Consider the following 15,564-nt stretch of genomic DNA (forward strand, 5'->3'; position numbering starts at 1 on the left):
TATAGCCACTGGACCATGAAGTCCGAACCGTGGCCGCACCCTGTTCAGCGTTCGCCGGGGGGCAAGGGGCGCAGCCACAGCCACAGGCAGACACAGGCCATGATGCTGATCGAGGTCCATTTCACCCAGGCCAGCGGCACGCACCACAGGGTGATCAGGGCACAGGCCAGCATGGTCAGGCTGGCCATCCACTTGCCCTTGCGGCTGACCGCGCCGTGCGCCTGCCAGTCACGGATGGCCGGGCCGAAGCGCGGGTGGTCCAGCAGCCAGCGGTGCAGCCGCTCGGAGCCATGCGAGGCCGCCCAGGCCGAGATCAGCACGAACACGGTGGTGGGTAGCCCCGGCACGAAGATGCCGACGATGCCCACCCCCAGGCTGACATAGGCCAGCAGCCACCACGCCCAGCGCAGGCGCGGTGGGCGTGGCTCACGAGGATCACGTGGCGGCGGTGTATCAGGCATCGCTACGACCCGGCTGCATCAATCGGCCAGACCCAGCTGCCACAGCACGAAGGCGAAGGACTCGGCCTGTTCCTTGTAACGCTGGAAGCGGCCGGACTTGCCGCCGTGGCCGGCTTCCATGTTGGTGCGGAACACAATGGGCTGGCTGCCGGTGTTGACGTCACGCAGCTTGGCCACCCACTTGGCCGGCTCCCAGTACTGCACCTGCGAATCCCACAGGCCTGTACCGACGAACAGCGACGGATAGGCCTGCGCGGTGACGTTGTCGTACGGAGAGTACTTGAGCATGTAGTCGTAGTACTTTTTCTGCTCCGGGTTGCCCCACTCGTCGTACTCGTTGGTGGTGAGCGGGATGCTGGCATCGAGCATGGTGGTGACCACATCGACGAACGGCACCTGCGCAACCATCACCCGGTAGTCGCCCGGGGCCTGGTTGGCCACCGCGCCCATCAGCAGGCCACCGGCGCTGCCGCCCGAAGCCGCAACGCGGTCCTTGGCGGCATAGCCCTGTGCAACCAGCGCGCGGGTCACGTCGACAAAGTCGTTGAAGGTATTCTGTTTGTGCAGCAGCTTGCCGTTGTCGTACCAGCTGCGGCCCATCTCCTCGCCGCCGCGGATATGCGCGATGGCATAGACCACGCCACGATCAAGCAGGCTGACCACGCTCTGGTTGAAGTTGGGGTCCATCGACATGCCGTAGCTGCCGTAGGCGTACTGGTACAGGGCGGCGGTGCCGTCCTTCTTGAAGCCCTTCTTGTAGACCAGCGATACCGGAATGCGCGCGCCATCGCGGGCGGTCACCCACACACGCTCGGTTTCATACTTGCTCGGGTCATAGCCGATCACCGGCTGCTGCTTGAGCAGGCGGCGCTCGCCGGTCTTGACGTTGAGCTCGTAGGTGGTGGCCGGGGTGGTCAGCGAGGTGTAGGTGTAGCGCAGCCACTCGGTTTCCGGTTCGGCGTTGACCGACAGGCCCATCGAGTAGGCCGGCTCATCGGCCTTGACGAACTCGCTGCGGCCATCGGCGAACAGCAGGCGCACGCGTTCCAGCGCTTCGGCGCGTTCGGCGATGGCGGTATAGCCATCGAACAGCTCGAAGCCTTCGATCAGCACCTGCGGATCGTGCTTGACCCAATCCTTCCACTGCTTGCGGCTGGTGGCACCTTCCGGTGCGGTCACCAGCTTGAAGTTGGTGGCGCCATCGGCATTGGTGCGGATCACCCATTGGCCGTTGTAGTGGTCGGCGTCGTATTCCACATCGCGCTCGCGCTTGGCCAGCACGGTGAATTCGCCCGGGTTGGCCGCCGAGGTGTAACGCAGCTCGGAGGACACGGTGCTGTCCACGCCGATGGTGATGAAGCGGTCGTCGCGGGTGCGGCCGATGCCCATGTAGAAGCTGTCGTCCTTCTCCTCGTAGACCAGCACGTCGTCGCTGACGGGAGTGCCCAGCACATGCTTCTTGACGCGCACGGTGAGCAGGGTTTCCGGGTCGTTCTCGACGTAGAACAGGGTGCGGTTGTCATCGGCCCAGATCACATTGGCCGACACGCCCTCGATCACGTCGTCCAGCATCTTGCCGGTGGCCAGGTCCTTGAAGCGGATGGTGTACTGGCGGCGGCCGACGGCGTCTTCAGCGAAGGCCAGCAACTTGTTGTCACGGCTGATGTCCATGTCGTCGATGCCGAAGTAGCCCTTGCCTTCGGCCAGCACGTTGAGATCCAGCAGCACTTCTTCCGGCGCCTGCATGTCGCCCTTGCGGCGCGCATGGATGGGGTAATCCTTGCCGGTCTCGTAGCGGGTGTAATACCAGTAGCCGCGCTCGCGGTACGGCACGCTGGCGTCGTCCTGCTTGATGCGGCCGACGATCTCGGCGTAGAGCTTGTCCTGCAGAGGCTTGAGCGGCGCCATCAGGGCATCGGTATAGGCGTTCTCGGCGTTGAGGTAGGCCAGCATCGCCGGCTCCTTGCGCTCGTCGTCACGCAGCCAGTAATAGTCGTCCTCGCGCTGTGCACCGAACGGCGCGGTCACCGTATGCGGACGCTTTTCAACATCGGGCGGGGTGGGCTGGGATGCGGCGGCGGTAGTCATCATCAGGCTTGCAACCAACAGGCAAAGAAGGGATTTCATCAGGTTCGCTCCGGAACAACGGTGGTGCATCCAGTGCAGCGAGCCACAGTGTGCCATGCCCGGCGCTTGCCCCGCTGCCATCAACGGCGCCTATCATGCAGCGATGAACACGCCCCACACCCCACACGCCCCATACAGCCGCCGCAGTCAGGAGATCGCGCCCTTCCACGTCATGTCGCTGCTGGCCCGCGCCAACGCGCTGGAGCAACAAGGCCACGACGTGATCCACCTGGAGATCGGCGAGCCCGATTTCACCACCGCCGAGCCCATCGTCCGCGCCGGCCAGGCCGCACTGGCTGCCGGTCACACCCGCTATACCGCAGCGCGCGGCCTGCCCGCCCTGCGCCAGGCCATTTCGGGCTTCTACGGCCAGCGCTACGGGCTGGATATCGACCCGGAGCGGATCCTGGTCACCCCGGGCGGATCGGGCGCACTACTGCTGGCCTCCAGCCTGCTGGTAGACCCGGACAAGCACTGGCTGCTGGCCGACCCCGGCTATCCCTGCAACCGGCATTTCCTGCGCTTGGTTGAAGGTGCGGCACAGCTGGTACCGGTGGGGCCGGAGAGTGGCTATCAGCTGACCCCGGAATCGATTGCGGCCAATTGGAATGCCAGCAGTGTTGGTGCGTTGGTGGCCTCGCCCGCCAATCCGACCGGCACCACCCTGGATGCTGGGCAGTTGGCCGGCTTGTCTGCGGCGCTGAAGGAGCGCGGTGGGCATCTGGTGGTGGATGAGATCTACCACGGGCTGACCTATGGCTTTGATGCGCCCAGCGTGTTGGAAGTGGATGACGAGGCGTTCGTGTTGAACAGCTTCTCCAAATACTTCGGCATGACTGGCTGGCGCCTTGGCTGGCTGGTGGCGCCGCCGCGTGCGGTGCCGGAGCTGGAGAAGCTTGCGCAGAACCTGTACATCAGCGCGCCGTCGATGGCACAGCATGCGGCGCTGGCCTGTTTCGAGCCGGAGACGATTGCGGTTTTCGAGCAGCGTCGTGGGCAGTTCCAACAGCGGCGGGATTATCTATTGCCGGCGTTGCGGGCGCTTGGGTTCCGGATTGATGTGGAGCCGCAGGGTGCGTTCTATCTGTACTGCGATGTGAGCGCGTTTACCGATGACGCGCAGGCGTTCTGTGCGCACTTCCTTGAGACCGAGCATGTGGCGTTTACGCCTGGCCTGGATTTTGGGAACTACCGGGCGAACCAACATGTGCGGATTGCGTATACGCAGGATGTCGGGCGCTTGCAGGAGGCTGTTGAGCGGATTGAACGGGGGTTGCGGAGTTGGTTGGAGGGGAAAGTTGGCTGAGGGCTGAGGGCTAAAAGCTAGAAGCTAGAAGCTAGAAGACTAAAGGCCCCCCTCCCCAACCCTCCCCTTCGCCTGCGGCGAAAGGGAGGGGGTAGAAGCGACAGCTGAAGCAAGAGCACAAGCCGCAAGCACAACTCAGCACGCATGCTTTGCTTGCAACTCCCTCCCTTTCGCCGCAGGCGAAGGGGAGGGTTGGGGAGGGGTGCTTTGGCTTTGGCTTTGGCTTTGGCATCGGCTTGGCTTTGGCTCGGCTTCGGCTATTCCCTTCTCCCGCTTGCGGGGGAAGGTGCCCGGAGGACGGATGGGGGAAGGCTCCAAGCCTTGGAACAACCTTCGGTAATTCACCATCCGGGCTCCGCCGCACCCTCTCCCCAACCCCTCTCCCGCAGGGGAGAGGGGCTCAAGCAAAAAAACAAACGCCACCTTTCGGTGGCGTTTGTTTTGCATCACTTCAAGCCAAGCCTCACTTCTTGCTCAGCTGTTCCCACAGGAAGCTGTACGCCAGTGCTGACATATGCGCGGCCTGCGCATTGTTCGCCGCCCCACCATGACCGCCTTCGATGTTTTCGTAGTAGGTCACGTCCTTGCCTGCGTCGATCATCTTGGCCGCCATCTTGCGGGCGTGGCCCGGGTGGACGCGGTCATCGCGGGTCGAAGTGGTGAACAGCACCGGCGGGTAACTCTTGGCCGGGTCGAACAGGTGGTATGGCGAGAAGGTCTTGATGTAGTCCCAATCCGCCGTGTCCGGGTTGCCGTACTCGGCCATCCACGAGGCACCGGCCAACAGGTGGCTGTAACGCTTCATGTCCAGCAGCGGAACCTGCACCACCACCGCACCAAACAGCTCCGGGTACTGGGTCAGCATGTTGCCGGTCAGCAGACCGCCGTTGCTGCCACCCTGCACGCCCAGGTGCTTGGCCGAGGTGATGTTGCGGGTAACCAGATCCTGCGCCACCGCCGCCATGTCCTCGTAGGCCTTGTGGCGGTTCTGCTTCAGCGCCGCCTGGTGCCAACGCGGACCGTACTCGCCACCGCCACGGATGTTGGCCACGACATACACACCGCCCTTGTCCAACCAGGCGCGGCCCATGCCGCCTGAATAGCTCGGGGTCAGCGAGATCTCGAAACCGCCGTAGCCGTACAGCAGGGTCGGGTTGGAACCGTCCAGCTTCATCGCCTTGTCATGCACCACGAAGTACGGCACGCGGGTGCCGTCCTTGCTGGTGGCGAAGTGCTGCTCGATCACCTTGTCGCTGGCGTCGAAGAACGCCGGCATGGTCTTGAGCACTTCCGGCTGCTTGCCGATCTCAGCCAGGGCCAGGGTGGTCGGGGTCAGGTAATCGGTGACGGTCATCCACACCGCATCGCTTTCGTCCGCATCCACCGCGCCAACACCGATGGTGCCGAACGCCGGTGCGCCGGTGAAATCGCTGCTCACCCAGCCATCCTTGCCGTGGGTAAGCACCTTCAGGCGGTTCTTGACGTCGTCCAGTACGTTCAACACCACGTGCGACTTGGTCCAGCTGACACTGGCCAGCGAGGTGGTATCGGTCGGCGCGAACAGCACGTCGAACTCGCGCTTGCCGGCCATGAAGTCATCAAACTTCGTCGCCAGCAGCGAACCGGCGGTGTAGGTCTTGCCACCCACGGTCCACGGCTCGCGCAGTTCCAGGGTCAGCCATTCGCGGCGGACGCCCTTTTCGGCCGAGTTCGGCGCATCTACCTTGGTCAACTTGCCGTCTGCACCGATCAGGAACAGTTCGTTGTTGTAGAAGGCAATGGTGCGGCTGACGAAGTTACGCTCGAAGCCGGGCGTATCGTCGTGCATCGCCGAGATGTACATGTCTTCCGGCTTGCCCTCGTACACCGTGGTTGCCGCGGTGATCGGGGTGCCTCGCTGCCAGCGCTTGACCACACGCGGGTAACCGGAGGTGGTCATCGAGCCCGGGCCGAAATCGGTGTAGACAAAGACGTTGTCCTGGTCGATCCAGCCCAGGCCGCCCTTGGCTTCGGCACGGAAGAAGCCGTCCTTGATCCAATCCTTCCTGGAGATGTCGAACTCGCGGGTGACATCGGCGTCGGCACCACCGCGCGACAGCGCGATCAGGCAACGGGTGTACTCCGGGCGCAGGCAGTTGGCACCGTGCCATACCCAGTTCTCACCCTCGGCCTTGTTCAGCGCGTCCAGGTCGAGCACGGTTTCCCACAGCGGCTCGGCCTTGCGGTATTCAACCAGCGTGGTACGGCGCCATACGCCGCGCTCGTGCTGCTTGTCCTTCCAGAAGTTGTAATAGTAATCACCGATTTTCTGGACACCCGGAATCTTGGCATCCGAATCCAGCACTTCGCGGATGCCTGCTTCCATCGCCTTGAACTGCGGGGTCACGGCCAGGCGGCCTTCGGACTTGGCGTTCTGCTCCTTCACCCAGCCCAGCTGTTTGTCGCCGGTGACGTCTTCCAACCAGGCGTACTTGTCCTGGGAGTCGTCAGCGGCCATGGCGGCCCCGGCCAAGCCGGAAGAAAGCAGACCCGCTACAAGGCAGGCAGAGGTGAGTCGAGACATGTTGGCTCCATGCGGTCATAAGCCGCGAACGCTACCACAGCCCCCTGCCCACCCCAACGTGTCGAAGGTCAGGCCGTCTGTGGCAGGCGGCGCCGGGCCGGACGGCGGCCACGGGTGGCCTGCGGGCCGCGCTTACGTGGCTTGGCATGGCGATTACGCCAGGCTGCGGGTAGGCGAAAGCGGTACAAGGCCCACCAGGCGCTCAGCGGCATACCTACCAACCACAGCGGCAGCCAGCCGATCCAGTCGCTGTGGCCGCGCACCGCCGGCCATACCAGCACCAGCGCCAAGCCAGCCAGGGCAACCTGTCTGACGCAGCGCAACACCTGCGGGTCGGGCGCGTCCTGCGCGTTACGACGGGATGACGATGCGAGCGGCTTGGTCATGACGTTCTCCGGCAACATGGCTGTGTTGGAGTGCATCCTCGGTGGCCGCCATCTCACAGACTGCGACCTGCCATTGACGGGCGCATCACTGCCCGTCGAACATGCAGCCCTGACCTTCATAGGTGCCCAAACCGTAATGCGACCGATTCCCGTCTTTGTGTCCGCCATGTTGCTGAGTCTTGCCCTGCCGCTGAGCCCGGCTTTTGCACAGGAGGCTGCGCCGGCGACGACGACGGTTGAGGGAATCGCCGAGGGTCCGATTGACCTGCAGCGCTTCATGGGCCGCTGGTATGTGATCGGGCGGGTGCCCAATTTCATCGAGCGCGGTCATGTGGCCAGCGTCAACACCTACACCTTGCGCGACGACGACAAGGTCTCGATCAAGTATCAGTTCCGCGACGGTTTCGCCGAACCGGAAGATGAAATCGATATCCGCGCCAAGGTCGACGAAGACAGCGGCAACCGTCGCTGGCGCACCTGGTTCTACCGGATCGTGCCCACCCACACCCGCATCCTGGAAGTGGCGCCGGATTATTCCTGGGCACTGATTGGCTACCCGGGCCGCGAGATGGCATGGATCTTCGCCCGCGAACCGGACATGGACAACGCCACCTATCGCCAGCTGGCCACGCGCCTGCGTGACAAGTACGACGTCAACACCGACAAGCTCAAGCGCGTGCCGCAACACCCGCAGCAGGTGGACAAGCTGGGCTTTGAAGTGCCGAACAAGAAGTAACGGAGTCGGCCTGATTCTGCTGTTGTAGGAGCGGCGTAAGCCGCGAAGCTGATATCGCTGCAACCTGCGAGGAGCGGTAAACCCCCCCACCCAACCCCCCCCCCACGCCCGGGCTCTGGGGCTTTACATTCGGTCCGGGCCCACCCCTGGTGTTGTTTTTTTTTGCCTAAAACCCCCCCCCCCCGCGGGGCCCCCCACTACAGCGGCTACTCAGCCGCCGGGTTTGGCGGTCTCTATGACTACGCCCATCTGCTTGCCGGCTTCGGCCAGTTTGACCTGCTTGCCGTCGCTGCGGGCGATCAGGTAATCCGCCGCTACCCAGCCGCTCTTGCCGTCCGCACGCACATTGCACCATTGCAGGTCGGCCAGGCAGCGCTGTACTTCCACTGTCGTGCCCACCGGCAATACCGCCAGACGTTCGGCACGCTGATCCGGCGCGCTGCGCAGATTGAGCCCGTTGCTGACCTGGGCAGCAGGTTCGTTGATGCGCGGTTGGAACCACAGCACCGCAGCAATGATGGCTGCGCAGGCTGCGATGCGGGTGATTAGCCGGGGCATGTCGTCAGGCTTGGGGAAGGCGTATCCCCAAGCTTGATCCTCATCGCCGCGACTGACCAGCCCCGGCTGTGGACACTGTTCAGGCAGTCATGCCGCTATGCCGCAGCAAGGCGTCAATCTGCGGTTCACGGCCACGGAAGGCACGGAAATTCTCCGCAGCACTGCGGCTGCCGCCGCGCGACAGCACTTCATCGCGGAAACGCTTGCCGGTTTCAGCCAATGCCCCCGGTGCTTCCTCGAACGCGGCATAGGCATCGGCGCTGAGCACTTCGGCCCACTTGTAGCTGTAATAACCGGCCGCATAGCCACCAGCAAAGATATGGCTGAACTGGTTGGCGAAACGGTTCCAGGCCGGCGGGATGTTCACCGCCACTTCGCCACGCACGCGCTCCAGCAGCTGCAGCACGCTTTCCTGTTCAGGCTGGTACTGGCTGTGCAGCAGCATGTCGAACAGACCGAACTCCAGCTGGCGCACGGTGAACATGCCGCTCTGGAAGTTCTTTGCCGCCAGCATCTTGTCGAACAGTTCACGCGGCAACGGCGCACCGGTATCGACGTGCGCGGTCATCGCTTCCACCTGCTCCCACTCCCAGCAGAAGTTCTCCATGAACTGGCTGGGCAGCTCCACTGCATCCCACTCCACGCCATTGATACCGGCCACCGCCAGCTCACCGATGCGGGTCAGCAACTGATGCAGGCCGTGGCCCATTTCATGGAAGACGGTGGTGACTTCGTCGTGGCTGAAGGTCGCTGGCTTGCCATCATTGCCGCGCCCGAAATTGCAGACCAGATAGACCAGCGGCGTCTGCACGCCAGCGGCAGTAACGCGACGGTTGCGGCAATCGTCCATCCACGCGCCACCGCGCTTGCCTTCGCGCGCGTACAGGTCCATGTAGAACTGGCCGACCAGCGCGCCGTCGGCGTCCACCAGGCGATAGAAACGCACATCCTCGTGCCAGACCGGAGCGCTGTCCTGTTCCACCTTGAGGCTGTACAGACGCTCGATCACGCCGAACAGGCCGGCCAACACCTTGGGCTCGGTGAAGTACTGCTTCACTTCCTGCTCGGAGTAGCTGTAACGCGCCTGCTTGAGCTTCTCGGCCACATAGGCCAGGTCCCAGGCCTGCAGTTCATCCATGCCCAACTGCTCGCGGGCAAAAGCCTCCAGTTCGGCGCGGTCGCGCTGCGCATAGGGCTTGGCGCGTGCGGCCAGGTCACGCAGGAAGCCCAGCACCTGCGGTGCGTCGCTGGCCATCTTGGTGGCAATCGAATATTCGGCGTAGTTGTCGAAACCCAGCAATGCGGCCAGTTCGTTGCGCACGGCGAGAATGCGATCGATATTGCCGGTGTTGTCCAGCGCCGCATCGCCGAACTCCGATGCACGTATCGCATGCGCGCGATACAGCTGCTCGCGCAGCGCGCGGTTGTCGGCGTAGGTCTGCACCGGCAGATAGCACGGCATCTGCAGGGTCAGCTTGTACCCTTCGCGACCATCCTTCTGCGCGGCGGCGCGGGCGCTGGCAACCACGTCATCGGGCAGGCCCAGCAGGTCGTCGGCTACATCCACGTAGAGCGCGAACGCATCGCCGGCATCGAGTACGTTCTGCGAGAACCTGGCCTGCAGGCCGGACAGTTCTTCCTGCAACTCGGCGAAACGTGCCTTGCCGGCGTCGTCCAGCTCGGCGCCGCCGAGGCGGAAATCACGCAGTGCATTTTCCAGCGCCTTGCGCTGTGCTTCGTCGTAACTGGCCGCTGCTGGCGCGGCGGCCAGCAGTTTGTACTGCGCGTACAGCGCCGGGTTCTGCGCGACCGAACTGCCGAAGCGGCTGATCTTCGGCAGGTTGGCGTTGTAGACCTCGCGCAGCTCCGGCGTGTTGACCACCGCCTGCAGGTGCGAGACCTGGCCCCAGGCGCGATACAGCCGCTCGGTAGCATCGTCCAGCGGCACCACGAAGTTCTCCCAGCTCACCGGCGCCACGGTTTCTGCAGCTTTCACCGCGGCTTCGGCCTCGGCCAGCAGCGCATCGACGGCCGGGGTGACGTGTTCAGCGCGGATCGCGTCGAAACGCGGCAGGCCGGAGAAATCGAGCAGGGGATTGGTGGTGTTCACAACGTTCCTTCAAACAGTTCCGGCTGCGCCGGCATCAAACCTGATATGGCGACGCTTCCAGCCAGGCACAAGGCAGGACCGGCATGCCCTGCCCGGCCACGGCCGTGGCCACCACCGCATCGGCACCGGCCACGTCGATGCCCTGCTGGCTGTACCAGTCCGGGTTGTAATAGCTGTGCGCGTAACGCTCGCCGGCATCGCAAAGGATGCTGACGATGGAGCCATCACGGCCGGCAGCGCGCATCAGCTGGGCGGCGTACAACACACCGATGAAGTTGGTGCCGGTGGAGCCGCCAACGCGGCGTCCCAGGGTGGCGCTGACATGGCGCATCGCAGCCAGGCTCAGCGCGTCGGTGACCTTCACCATCGCGTCAACGCAGGTCGGGATGAAGCTGCGCTCCACGCGCGGACGGCCAATGCCTTCCACGCGCGAGCCGCCTTCGCAGGTCATGTTCCGCCAGTCGCGGCCCTCCAGCGCGGCGCAGTAGCCGTCGTAGAAGATTGAGACTTCCGGGTCGGCACAGAGAATGCGGGTGTCATGGCGGCGGTAGCTGACGTAGCGGCCGAGGGTAGCGGCGGTGCCACCGGTGCCGGGGCTGCAGACGATCCATTCCGGCACCGGATGCGGCTCTTCAGCCATCTGCTTGAAGATGGACTCGGCGATATTGTTGTTGGCGCGCCAGTCGGTGGCGCGCTCGGCGTAGGTGAACTGGTCCATGAAGTGGCCGCCGGTCTCGCGCGCCAATCGTTCGGATTCGCAGTTCAGGTCGCAGGCGCGCTGCACCAGATGGCAGCGACCGCCGTGGAACTCGATGGCGGCGATCTTCTCCGGCGAGGTGCTGGCCGGAATCACCGCAATGAATGGCAGGCCCAGCAGGCGTGCGAAGTAGGCTTCGGACACTGCGGTGGAACCGCTGGATGCCTCGATCACCGGGCAACCCTCGCGCAGCCAACCATTGGCCAGCGCGTACAGGAACAGCGAGCGCGCCAGGCGGTGCTTGAGGCTGCCGGTCGGATGGCTGGATTCATCCTTCAGATAGACATCGATACCGGGGAAGCCCGGCAGATCGATGGGAATCAGATGGGTATCAGCCGAACGGTTGTAGTCGGCTTCAATCTTGTGGATGGCCGCCGCCACCCAATCACGCTGGGACATGGATCGCCACTTCTTGGTGAATGCTGGGTGGATTCTACTTGGTTGGGTTGCGGGAGATTGGCAACAACTGCAGGAGCGCTACCCCTCCCCAACCCTCCCCTGCGCCTGCGGCGCAAGGGAGGGGGTGATTGCACCCGCCGGTGAGTTGGCCGATGCACGCTTCTACCTCCTCCCTTGCGCCGCAGGCGCAGTGGAGGATTGAGGAGGGGTGCTTTGGCTTTGTGAGCAGGAACAGAACCGGCCCCCCCCCTACCCACCTGCGTACCCGCTCTCCCCAACCATTCAGCCCAGCCCCTACTCAGGAATGTTATGGTTCAGCCTCGCTTCCAACCGCAAAGCCCGTGCCGCGCATCCTGCTGCCCCTGCTGCTGTGCCTGACCCTGATCGCTGGTGCGGTCGGTTCGGTGTGGTCTGCAACGGCGATGGCCATGCCGATGCAGGCAATGACAATGGCAATGGAAGCCGGTGACAGCACCCACGACTGCTGCCACGAGCAGGAAGCCAATCTGCAGTGCGAAACAGGCGACGCCGACAAGGCGCCCTCGTCCTGTGCCAGCGGTGACAACTGTGACTGCAAGCAGCATTGCAACATGCTGCCCAGCGCCGCGATGGTGCGGCTTGCACCGATGCGCCATGCCCTGGCGCCAATGTCAGCACTCCCCTCTCGCGACGACGTGGCCCCGGGCCAGCTCAACCGCCCTCCCATCGCCTGATTCCCGCGCCTTCTGGCGTCCGCAGATATCTGTGCCAAGGCCATCGCCCTGGTGCACCCTTGATCTGTTCAGGACATGCAGCAACGCATCGTGATGCGGCTGTGTGACCGGGAGTTCCACATGTCTTCTGATTTCCTTTCCGATTCGCGCTCGGTACTGTCGCGACGTCGCTTCGTGCAGGGTCTGGCCATTGGCGGCGTGGTCGCCGGTGCCGGTCTGGCGCGCATTCCTCAGGCCTTCGCCGCCGGCAGCGCCATGGCGGTGCCGCCGGTTGAGCTGCGAGGTACCGAGCTGAGCCTTGCGATTGGTCGCTCGGCGGTGAATTTCACCGGCCGCACCCGCCCCGCCATCACCGTCAATGGCTCCTTGCCTGCACCGATCCTGCGCCTGCGTGAGGGCGATACGGTCAACCTGCGCGTGGCCAATACGCTCACCGATGAAATGACCTCCATCCACTGGCACGGCATCCTGCTGCCGGCCAACATGGACGGTGTGCCGGGCCTGAGCTTCAACGGCATCGCGCCGGGTGAGGCCTACCAGTACCGCTTCCAGCTCAAACAGTCCGGCACCTACTGGTATCACAGCCATTCGCTGTTCCAGGAACAGGCCGGCCTGTATGGCGCACTGATCGTCGATCCGCTGGCACCGCCGCCGTATCACTTCGACCGCGAACACGTGGTCATGCTCTCGGACTGGACCGACATCGATCCGGATGCGCTGTTCCGGCGCATGAAGAAGATGCCGATGCACGACAACACCTACCAGCGCACGGTCGGTGATTTCATGCGCGACGCGCGCAAGGACGGCCTGCGCGAGACCCTGGCCGACCGTGGCATGTGGGGCCGGATGCGGATGACGCCTTCCGATCTGTCCGACATCAATGCCCACACCTACACCTACCTGATGAACGGCACCGCGCCAGCCGGCAACTGGACCGGCCTGTTCCGCAGTGGTGAAAAGGTGTTGCTGCGCTTCATCAACGGCGCCTCGATGACCTACTTCGATGTGCGCATTCCCGGCCTGAAGATGACCGTGGTCGCCGCCGATGGCCAGTACATCCACCCGGTCAGCATCGACGAGTTCCGTATCGCCCCGGCCGAGACCTTCGACGTGATCGTCGAACCGACCGGCCAGGATGCCTTCACCGTGTTCGCACAGGACATGGGCCGCACCGGCTACGCCTGCGGCACGCTGGCAACGAGGCAGGGTCTGCAGGCGCCGATTCCGCAGATCGATCCGCGTCCATTGCTGACCATGAGCGACATGGGTCACGACATGGGCAGCCATGGCGACCACGGTGCCGGCATGGAAGGTGGTTGCGGCGCCAACATGGGTGCCAAGGGCATGGAAGGCGGTTGCGGCGCGGCGATGGGCCACGGTGCCCATGGCGGCGGCGACAAGTCACCCAAGCACAAGCCCAGTGAAGCCGGCAATCCGCTGATCGACATGCAGACTGCGGCCACCGAGCCCAAGCTCGACGACCCCGGCATCGGCCTGCGTGACAACGGCCGCAAGGTGCTGACCTATGGCGCGATGCGTTCCTTGTTCGAGGACCCGGATGGACGCGAGCCCGGCCGCGAGATCGAGCTGCATCTCACCGGTCATATGGAGAAGTTCGCCTGGAACTTCGACGGGATTCCGTTTGCCGGTGCCGAGCCCATCAAGTTGAACTACGGCGAGCGCATGCGCATCGTGCTGGTCAACGACACGATGATGCAGCACCCCATCCATCTGCACGGCGTGTGGAGTGACCTGGAGAACGCCGACGGCGAGTTCCAGCTGCGCAAGCACACCATCGACATGCCGCCGGGCACACGCCGCAGCTACCGCGTTCGCGCGGATGCGCTGGGCCGTTGGGCCTTCCACTGCCATCTGCTCTACCACATGGAAGCGGGCATGATGCGCGAAGTGAGGATCGACGCATGAAGACCCTTTCTCGCTCATTGATGTTCATCGCCCTGGCCGCCAGTGGCAGCGCTTTCGCGCAGGACCCGCATGCGGGCCACGCCGGGCATGACGCTGAAGCAAAACCGGCAGTTGATCCGCATGCCGGGCACAACATGCCCAAGGCCAAGCCGGCCGATCCGCATGCTGCGCACGGCGGTCATGGCAGCAAGGCCAAGGCTGCTGACCCACATGCAGGCCATGCCATGCCCAAGGCGGAGGATCACTCCAGCCACGACACGACGGCTGACCCGCACGCGGGACATGCCATGCCCTCCGATCCGCATGCTGGTCACAACATGCCCAAGGCGGAAGATCATTCCAGCCACGGCGCAGCAGCTGACCCGCACGCAGGGCATGCAATGCCCGCCGATCCGCATGCCGGCCACAACATGCAGGGTGGCAGTGCCAGCGACACGCCGCGCGAACCGATCCCGACGCCGACCAAGCAGGACTTCGACGATGCCTTCCCGGTACTGAAGCCGCATGCGATGGAACACGCACCGTCGTTCAACAGCCTGGTGGTATTCGATCACCTGGAAGCCTGGGACAACGCCCACGGCAGCGGCCAGGCCTGGGGCATCGACTCGTGGTTCGGCAATGACATCAACCGCCTGTGGATCCGCAGCGAAGGCGAGCGCAGCGAGAACGCACTCGGCGACTGGTCGGTGGATGCGCTGTACGGGCACTCGATCTCGCCATGGTGGGACGTGGTAGCCGGTGCGCGGCATGACAACAGCCGCGAATCGCCGGATCTGACCCGCGCGGCCTTCGGTCTGCAGGGCATGTCGCCGTACAAGTTCGAAGTCTCGGCGATGGCTTACATCGGTGGACCGCGCAAGGCCGAGCTGGCCTTCGAGGTCGAGTACGACGTGCTGCTGACCAATCGGCTGATTCTGCAGCCGGTGGTGGAAGCCAGCATCGTTGCCGATGACGATCCGCGCCGCGGTGTCGGCAAGGGCTTGAGCAGCGTGGAAGCAGGCCTGCGCCTGCGCTACGAGTTCACCCGCAAGTTTGCACCGTATGTGGGCTTCGTGCACGAACGCGCGTTCGGCGATACCGCTGATATGCACCGTGATGCCGGCGAAGGCGTGAGCGAATCGCGCTGGGTTGCCGGCGTGCGCTTCTGGTTCTGATTCGTAGTGATGGCGTCGCCTGCCGGCGCCATCCCCACTCTCCCTACAAGGAATACATTCGATGAAGTTCTTTATCCAGGCCGCACTGGTCGGCGCGATCTCCCTTGCCTCCGTTTCCATCGCGCAGGCCCAGCATGCCGGCCATGAGCACCATGCACCGGCGGCCAAGCCTGCTGCGAAAGCGCCGCAAGCTGATGCAGCGGCGACGTTCAAACGCTTTGATGCCAACAAGGACGGCTTCATCAGCCGCGAGGAGCTGCCCAGCGGTCACCCGCTGCTGCCGCACTTCGGCATGAGCGACGGCAACCGCGATGGCAAGCTCGACGCCAAGGAATTCGAGCGCGGCCTGTCGATGCTGTGACGCCCTG

The 15,564-nt window shown here is 64.1% G+C and carries 13 protein-coding genes; 6 read left to right on the forward strand and 7 right to left on the reverse strand.

Annotated elements, in window-relative coordinates; genetic code table 11:
• Positions 1–44: 44 nt before the first annotated feature.
• Together ACVOL0_RS02780 and ACVOL0_RS02785 are read right to left on the reverse strand one after the other, a co-directional pair.
• A complete protein-coding gene (locus tag ACVOL0_RS02780) occupies positions 45–461 on the reverse strand; it encodes a YbaN family protein (RefSeq protein WP_481530507.1) in 417 nt (138 codons plus the stop codon).
• Positions 462–479: 18 nt separating this feature from the next.
• Complete coding sequence (locus ACVOL0_RS02785) at positions 480–2,588, reverse strand: S9 family peptidase (protein ID WP_481547804.1); 2,109 nt, start codon at positions 2,586–2,588, stop codon at positions 480–482.
• Positions 2,589–2,691: 103 nt separating this feature from the next.
• Here ACVOL0_RS02785 and ACVOL0_RS02790 point away from each other — a divergent pair, with 103 nt between their 5' ends.
• Positions 2,692–3,894, forward strand: a complete 1,203-nt coding sequence (locus tag ACVOL0_RS02790) for a pyridoxal phosphate-dependent aminotransferase (protein WP_481547805.1) — start codon at positions 2,692–2,694, stop codon at positions 3,892–3,894.
• Between the two features lie 463 nt (positions 3,895–4,357).
• Here the strand turns inward: ACVOL0_RS02790 and ACVOL0_RS02795 are convergent, their stop codons facing one another.
• Together ACVOL0_RS02795 and ACVOL0_RS02800 are read right to left on the reverse strand one after the other, a co-directional pair.
• Complete coding sequence (locus tag ACVOL0_RS02795; protein WP_481547806.1) at positions 4,358–6,457, reverse strand: prolyl oligopeptidase family serine peptidase; 2,100 nt, start codon at positions 6,455–6,457, stop codon at positions 4,358–4,360.
• Positions 6,458–6,525: 68 nt separating this feature from the next.
• On the reverse strand, positions 6,526–6,843 hold the full coding sequence (locus tag ACVOL0_RS02800; RefSeq protein ID WP_481547807.1) for a hypothetical protein: 318 nt from the start codon (positions 6,841–6,843) through the stop codon (positions 6,526–6,528).
• 136 nt (positions 6,844–6,979) lie between these two features.
• Between ACVOL0_RS02800 and ACVOL0_RS02805 the strand changes: the two genes are divergently transcribed.
• Entirely contained in the window at positions 6,980–7,579 is a 600-nt protein-coding gene (locus tag ACVOL0_RS02805) for a lipocalin family protein (RefSeq protein ID WP_481547808.1), read from the forward strand.
• A 210-nt stretch (positions 7,580–7,789) separates the two neighbouring features.
• On the opposite strand, the gene ACVOL0_RS02810 is transcribed toward ACVOL0_RS02805, so the two are convergent.
• The 3 genes from ACVOL0_RS02810 to ACVOL0_RS02820 form a co-directional block, all read right to left on the reverse strand.
• Positions 7,790–8,137, reverse strand: a complete 348-nt coding sequence (locus tag ACVOL0_RS02810; RefSeq protein WP_481547809.1) for an SH3 domain-containing protein — start codon at positions 8,135–8,137, stop codon at positions 7,790–7,792.
• Between the two features lie 79 nt (positions 8,138–8,216).
• Complete coding sequence (locus ACVOL0_RS02815) at positions 8,217–10,247, reverse strand: M3 family metallopeptidase (RefSeq protein WP_481547810.1); 2,031 nt, start codon at positions 10,245–10,247, stop codon at positions 8,217–8,219.
• A gap of 34 nt (positions 10,248–10,281) precedes the next feature.
• Entirely contained in the window at positions 10,282–11,403 is a 1,122-nt protein-coding gene (locus ACVOL0_RS02820; RefSeq protein ID WP_481547811.1) for a PLP-dependent cysteine synthase family protein, read from the reverse strand.
• A gap of 341 nt (positions 11,404–11,744) precedes the next feature.
• Here ACVOL0_RS02820 and ACVOL0_RS02825 point away from each other — a divergent pair, with 341 nt between their 5' ends.
• The 4 genes from ACVOL0_RS02825 (at position 11,745) to ACVOL0_RS02840 (ending at position 15,557) form a co-directional block, all read left to right on the forward strand.
• Positions 11,745–12,116 carry a CopL family metal-binding regulatory protein gene (locus tag ACVOL0_RS02825; RefSeq protein WP_481547812.1) on the forward strand — a complete coding sequence of 124 codons (372 nt, stop codon included), beginning with the start codon at positions 11,745–11,747 and terminating at the stop codon, positions 12,114–12,116.
• A 120-nt stretch (positions 12,117–12,236) separates the two neighbouring features.
• Positions 12,237–14,042: a copper resistance system multicopper oxidase gene (locus ACVOL0_RS02830; protein ID WP_481547813.1), complete on the forward strand. Its 1,806-nt coding sequence runs from the start codon at positions 12,237–12,239 to the stop codon at positions 14,040–14,042.
• Positions 14,039–15,196 carry a copper resistance protein B gene (locus ACVOL0_RS02835; RefSeq protein ID WP_481547814.1) on the forward strand — a complete coding sequence of 386 codons (1,158 nt, stop codon included), beginning with the start codon at positions 14,039–14,041 and terminating at the stop codon, positions 15,194–15,196. The genes ACVOL0_RS02830 and ACVOL0_RS02835 overlap by 4 nt, the downstream gene beginning before the upstream one ends.
• 61 nt (positions 15,197–15,257) lie before the next feature.
• Positions 15,258–15,557, forward strand: a complete 300-nt coding sequence (locus ACVOL0_RS02840; protein ID WP_481547815.1) for an EF-hand domain-containing protein — start codon at positions 15,258–15,260, stop codon at positions 15,555–15,557.
• The last annotated feature ends 7 nt before the right edge of the window (positions 15,558–15,564 follow it).

The organism is Stenotrophomonas sp. STEN021 (assembly GCF_056760175.1).